This window comes from Arthrobacter sp. Y3223164, from assembly GCF_059091005.1.
This window is the reverse complement of the sequence record NZ_JBNHGF010000167.1, coordinates 1-5803: the sequence shown is the minus strand read 5'-3', so window position 1 is coordinate 5803 and position 5803 is coordinate 1. Positions and strand designations below refer to the sequence as shown.

Annotated in this window: 5 protein-coding genes and 1 pseudogene; 1 reads left to right on the top strand and 5 read right to left on the bottom strand. The window is 68.0% G+C overall.

The features are described 5' to 3' along the window. The 5 genes and pseudogenes from AC5RUJ_RS09730 to AC5RUJ_RS09710 all read right to left on the bottom strand — a co-directional run. Positions 1–192, bottom strand: a pseudogene (locus AC5RUJ_RS09730) (hypothetical protein); the annotation flags it as partial. A gap of 471 nt (positions 193–663) precedes the next feature. Next, positions 664–1059, bottom strand: a complete 396-nt coding sequence (locus AC5RUJ_RS09725) for a universal stress protein (RefSeq protein WP_494128988.1) — start codon at positions 1057–1059, stop codon at positions 664–666. After that, a complete protein-coding gene (locus AC5RUJ_RS09720; protein WP_494002440.1) occupies positions 1056–2606 on the bottom strand; it encodes a tripartite tricarboxylate transporter permease in 1551 nt (516 codons plus the stop codon). The genes AC5RUJ_RS09725 and AC5RUJ_RS09720 overlap by 4 nt, the downstream gene beginning before the upstream one ends. Beyond that, positions 2599–3138: a tripartite tricarboxylate transporter TctB family protein gene (locus AC5RUJ_RS09715; RefSeq protein WP_494002441.1), complete on the bottom strand. Its 540-nt coding sequence runs from the start codon at positions 3136–3138 to the stop codon at positions 2599–2601. Before AC5RUJ_RS09715 ends, AC5RUJ_RS09720 begins: the two co-directional genes overlap by 8 nt. A gap of 2 nt (positions 3139–3140) precedes the next feature. Further along, positions 3141–4148 carry a Bug family tripartite tricarboxylate transporter substrate binding protein gene (locus AC5RUJ_RS09710; protein ID WP_494002442.1) on the bottom strand — a complete coding sequence of 336 codons (1008 nt, stop codon included), beginning with the start codon at positions 4146–4148 and terminating at the stop codon, positions 3141–3143. Between the two features lie 195 nt (positions 4149–4343). Between AC5RUJ_RS09710 and AC5RUJ_RS09705 the strand changes: the two genes are divergently transcribed. Beyond that, positions 4344–5803, top strand: a 1460-nt coding sequence (locus tag AC5RUJ_RS09705; protein WP_494155804.1) for an ATP-binding protein, incomplete at its 3' end; no start/stop codon positions are given.

The following is a 5803-nucleotide window of genomic DNA, read 5'->3' as shown; positions in this document are numbered from 1 at the left end:
CCGGGTGTGGACCGCCTGCCGGGCGGCCAGTTCCACGTTGCCGCCGGCTGCGAGCGCCGTGACCTCGAAGCGTTCCGGGGCCGCGTCCACGACGTCGATCCCCTGCGTGCCGATCGAACCCGTGGAACCCAGCAGCACTACCTTGCGTCGGGCGGGAAGCGGGGCGGCGCGGGGCGGATCTCGGAACTCCATGCGCTCAATTATCCAGCACGGGCGGTCCGCCCGCCGAGCACGGGCTGAGTGGCGTCCACGTTACCCCTTGGCTTCGAGATCACCGGTTGTACGGGGTGATCTCGAAGCCAACCCCTGACCTGGTGTGGAGATCATCCTCTACGGCGCGTAATCCCGACGACAACTCCTGGCCGGACGGGCTGCTCCTCACCGGCCCGGCCAGCCACCAGTGCAGGGAAAATCTGCCGGTGCAGGGTTTGTGGGCCCTGCACCGGCAGCGGAACCCTGCACCGGCGTCGATGTCAGCCTGTGGCTCCGAGACCAGCCGCTCCCGTCGAACGCCGGAGCGCTGACCCCGGCCACCAAGGTACCCGGCTTCGACGGCAACCCCTGACCTCCGGGGACAGGGGTTGCCCATAATCGCTCCCACCCCTTGGCGCTCCCCCGGCGAGCGCGGCATCGCCGACTGTGGCGAGCCATCGCCGCCACCGGCTACCCCTGCTTGACCGCCAACACGTTGCAGGAGGCGCCCAGCAGGATGGTTTGCGCCGTGGAACCCATCACCAGCTTGCCTATCGGCGTGCGGTTGCGCACCCCGATGACGATCAGGTCCGCCCCGGACTCTTCGGCGGCGTCGAGCACGTCGTCGGCGGCCAGCCCGTCCGAAATGCCGTGCCTGATACTGAAATCGACGCCGGCCCCCGCCAGGACCGACTCCAGCCGGGTAACGTCGGCGGCGTCCGCATAGGTTGGGTCCACCAACCGGTCGGCCCGGGTGGTGTTGACCACCAGCAGCTTCGCCGAACGGCGGCCGGCCTCGTCGATGGCGGCGGCCAGTGCGGCGTCGCCCAGGGCGTTGGGAACATACCCCACCACTATCGTCGTCATGCGCTGACCTCCTTGCCTTGGGGGTTCTCGTCGTCGAGCATCGCCGATTCCATCACGCGCTGGCGCTTCTTCATCCAGAAGGACAGCGCGAAGATGACGACCAGGGCGATGTAGATGCCCGCCGAGATCGGAGTGGAAACCAACGCCATCGGATCACCCTGGGAGATGGCCAGCGAACGCCGCAGCTGGCTCTCGAAGATCGGGCCCAGGATCATGCCCACCACGAGCGGGGCGATCGGGTAGCCGTACCGGCGCATGAAGAAGCCCAGCACGCCCACCACCAGCAGCACGAACACGTCGACCGGGGTGAAGTTCACCGAAAACGCACCCATGGCCGCGAAGACCAGGATGCCGGCGTAGAGGTACGGCCGCGGGATCTGCAGGATCTTCACCCAGATGCCGACCAGCGGCAGGTTCAGGACCAGCAGCATCAGGTTGCCCACGTAGAGGCTGGCGATCAGTGCCCAGACCAGGGCGCCCTCGACCTCGAACAGCAGCGGCCCGGGCTGGATGTTGTAGCGCTGGAAAGCCACCAGCATCATCGCCGCCGTCGCCGTCGTCGGAATGCCCAGCGTCAGGAGCGGGACCAGCACGCCGGCCGCGGCCGCGTTGTTGGCCGACTCCGGCCCGGCCACGCCTTCGATGGCGCCGCGCCCGAATTGCTTCTTGCGCGCGCCCCTGGCCAGTTTCTTCTCGGACGCATAGGACAGGAAGGTGGCCACGTCGGCGCCACCGGCCGGCATCGTGCCGATCGGGAAGCCGATGAACGTCCCGCGCAGCCACGGCTTCCAGGACCGCCGCCAGTCCTCCTTCTTCATCCACGACGTCCAGCCGCCGGTCACCGGGATGACCTTGACGGGCCCGTGCCGCAGCCGGGACGCCACGTACAGCGCCTCGCCCAGCGCGAACAGCCCCACGGCCACCAGCACCACGTCGATCCCGTCCGCCAGGAACGGGCTGCCGAAGGTGTAGCGCTGCTGGCCGGTCATCAGGTCCACGCCCATGAACGCCATGAACAGTCCCAGCCCCAGCGAGGCCAGGCCGCGCAGCACCGAGGCGCCCAGCAGCGCGCCGACGGTCAGGAACGCCACGACCATCAGGGCGACATATTCCACCGGACCGATTTGCACGGCGAACGCAGCCACATAGGGCGCCACGAAACTCAGCAGCACCGTGGCGACCGTGCCGGCGATGAAGGAGCCGATTGCCGCCGTCGCCAGCGCCGCGGCACCGCGGCCGGCTTTGGCCATCCGGTTGCCCTCGAGTGCGGTGACGATGGAGGCGGATTCACCGGGCGTGTTCAGCAGGATCGACGTGGTCGAGCCGCCGTACATGCCGCCGTAGTAAATGCCGGCGAAAACGATGATCGCCGCGGTCGGCTCGAGGCTGTAGGTGATCGGCATCAGCAGGGCAACGGTCATCGCCGGCCCGATACCCGGCAGCACGCCCACCGCCGTTCCGACCAGGACGCCGCCCAGGGCGTACAGGAGGTAGATCGGCTGCATCGCCACGGAGAAGCCCTCCAGGAGGGCGTAGAAGTTATCCATTCAGGAACGGCACCCCTTCGAGCACGCCGGCAGGCAGCGAGACGCCGAGGAGCCCGGCGAACGCGAACTGCAGCAGCAGCGCCATGACTACCCCGACCACGGCCGCACGCCACAGCGGCTTGGCGCCGAGCGCCCACGCGGCGCCGACGAACAGCACCGCAGCGGCAACCGGCCAGCCCAGCGGCACGATCAGGAAAATATGAACGACGACGGCGCCCGCCATCTTGGCGACGGTCAGCCAGTCCGTCTTGACATCCGGATCGATGTCTTCGCCCTCTTCGGCCTCGCCGGTGACGCCGCGCAGCAACTGCACGATCAGGCCGGCACCGACGGCCACCAGCAGGCCGGAGACGATGTACGGCAGCGCCCGGGGCCCGATGTCGCTGGCCGCGTCGGGCGTTTCGATCCCCGCCCCGGCCACGAACCCGACGATCCCGATGCTCAGGATCACGGCCGCGAAGATTATTTCTCCGAGCGGCTTGCCCGGGGCGGCAGTGCCGCCCCGGACCGCTCCAGTAGTGGAAGAGGCCATGGTTACTTCACGAGACCGATATCCGTCAGGGTCGCGGTGACTGTCTTGATGTCCTCCGTCAGGAAGCTCTCAAATTCTTCGCCGGCCAGGAACGCGTCGCCCCAGTTGTTGGTGGACAGGGTTTCCTTCCACGCATCGGTGTCGTGCAGTTCGGTCATCAGTGCCGTGAGCTTCTCCGCCTGGGCATCGTCGATAGACCCGGGAGCCACGACGCCGCGCCAGTTGGTGAGCACCACGTCCATGCCCTGCTCCTTCAGCGGCTTGACCTCGGGCAACTGCGGCGCCGCCTCCGGGCCGGAGACCGCCAAGGCGCGCAGCTTGCCGGCCTTGACCTGCTCCGCGTACTCCCCCACGCCGGAGATGCCGGCCGAGACCTTGTTGCCCAGCAGCGCCGCCAGCGATTCCCCGCCACCGGAGTACGGGATGTAGTTCAGGCTGTCGGCGCCGATTCCGGCTTCCTTCAGCATGAGGCCGGCCAGGATGTGGTCGGCGCCGCCGGCGGAGCCGCCGGTGATGGAGACGCCCTTGCCCTTGGCCTTGACGTCGGCGATCAGGTCGTCGATCGTCTGGTACGGCGAGTCGGCGGGAACAACGACGACGAGCGGCTCTTCAGTGAGCCGGGCGATCGGCGTGGTGTCTTCGATCCGGTTTTTCGACTTGTTGGTTTCCACGGCCCCGACCATGACGTACCCCATCACCATCAGGGTGTCCGGGTTCTGTTCGGTGGCCAGCTTCGCCAGCCCGTTGGTGCCGCCGGCGCCGCCGATGTTGACCACCGAGGCGCTGGAAACCAGGTCGTTTTCCTGCAGATCCTTTTGGATGGCGCGGCCGGTCTGGTCCCAGCCGCCGCCCGGGTCTGCCGGGACAATGATGTTGAGCTTGTCGATGCCGGCTTCTTCGGCACCGCCCCCGCCGCCACTAGTGGAGCCGCAGGCTGCCAGGACCAGGGCGGATGCTGCCGCGGCGGCCACCAGGGCCGAGCGGCGTCTCATCGTACGGTCGAGCTTCATGTAGGTTCTTCCTCCTCCAACCGGCGTGATGGGCATCACCATGCCGTGCGCCCCAGCGTAGGGGCCGGCCCGGCGCGCGGGAAGAATGGGGTCATTGTGGCCGTATTGGTCATTGTGGTCACAACCGCGCCCCGCGCCGAGGCACCAGATGACGGCTGCAAAGTGGCGCAGCTAACAGCATGAGAAAATGGTGGTGTGTTCCAATCCCTGTCGCTGCGGACCCAGCTGTTTGTGCTGCAGCTGTCCATCCTGCTCGCCGTCGTGCTGGTGGCCGGCTCGGTCGCCATTTCGATGCAGGAGCAGCAGATCCGCGACGCCTATGAGGGACGGATGATCGGCGTGGCACGTTCGGTGGCGCAACTGCCGTCCATTGTGGACGCCTTCGACGACGAAGACCCCAGCGAGACCATCCAGCCGATCGCCGAGCTCATCGCGCAGTCCACGGGCGTGACCTATGTGGTGGTCACGGACGACCGCGGGATCCGCTACTCACACCCGAACCCGGCATTGATCGGGCAGATGGTTTCCACGGACCCGTCGATCCCGTTGTCCGGCGAGACGTTCGTCGGCAGGCAGACCGGCACGCTGGGCGAGTCGTGGCGGGTGAAGGTGCCCGTCTATGACCGGTCGGGCGGAACCGTGATCGGCACGGCGTCGGTCGGCACCTTGGAATCAACGCTGCGCGATGACCTCAACGACGACTTGCCCGTTCTGCTGGCCTGGCTCATCGCGGCGGCACTGGTCGGATCGGCCGGCGCGATCTACATCTCGCGGCTGGTGTGGCGGCGGATCTATCAGCTCGAGCCGGAGGAGATCGCCGCCCTGCTCGAAACGCGCGACGCGATGCTGCACGGCATCGGCGAGGGCGTGGTCGCCGTCGACGACCGCGGGCGCATCGCCTTGCTCAACGATGAGGCGAAACGCCTCCTGGAGGTCTCCGATGCCGCTTTGGGCCAGCCAGCCACCACCATCCTGGAACCGGAGCTGGCAGCAATGCTCGCGGCCACCGGCGGCGCCGACGAAACGGTCCTCGCCGGCGAACGGGTGCTGCTGGCCCGGGCCAATGCGGCCACCGTGGACTCGCGCCGCGTGGGCAGCGTCCTCATCCTGCGTGACCGCACCGAACTGCACCAGCTGCTGCAGGATTTGGACGGCGCACGGGATGTCACCCAGGCCCTGCGTGCCCAGGCGCACGAATTTTCCAACAAGATGCATGTGATCTCCGGCCTGCTGGAACTGGGCCGCGCGCAGCAGGCGGTGGACTTCATCTCGCGCTCCGGCCACGGCGGGTCGGTGGTGGCGGGCGAACTGGCCCCGGGCATCACGGACCCTGACGCGGCCAGCCTGCTGATGGCCAAGACCACCATCTGCGACGAAAAGGACATCAGGCTGCTCATCGATCCGGCATCCGAGCTCGCCCCGGACGGCACCACCGATGCGGTCACGGTGCTCGGGAACCTGATCGACAACGCCATCGAAGCCGTGGGGATGCAGGGAACCATCACCGTCGCCATCGCCAGCGGCCCGGCCGGCTGCACCATCACGGTCGCCGACGACGGCCCCGGCATCCCGGCGGAGGAATACCACCGCATCTTCGAGCCCGGCGTCTCGGGCAAGGAGGCCGCGCTGCCGGGCAGCCGGGGGTTCGGCCTCGC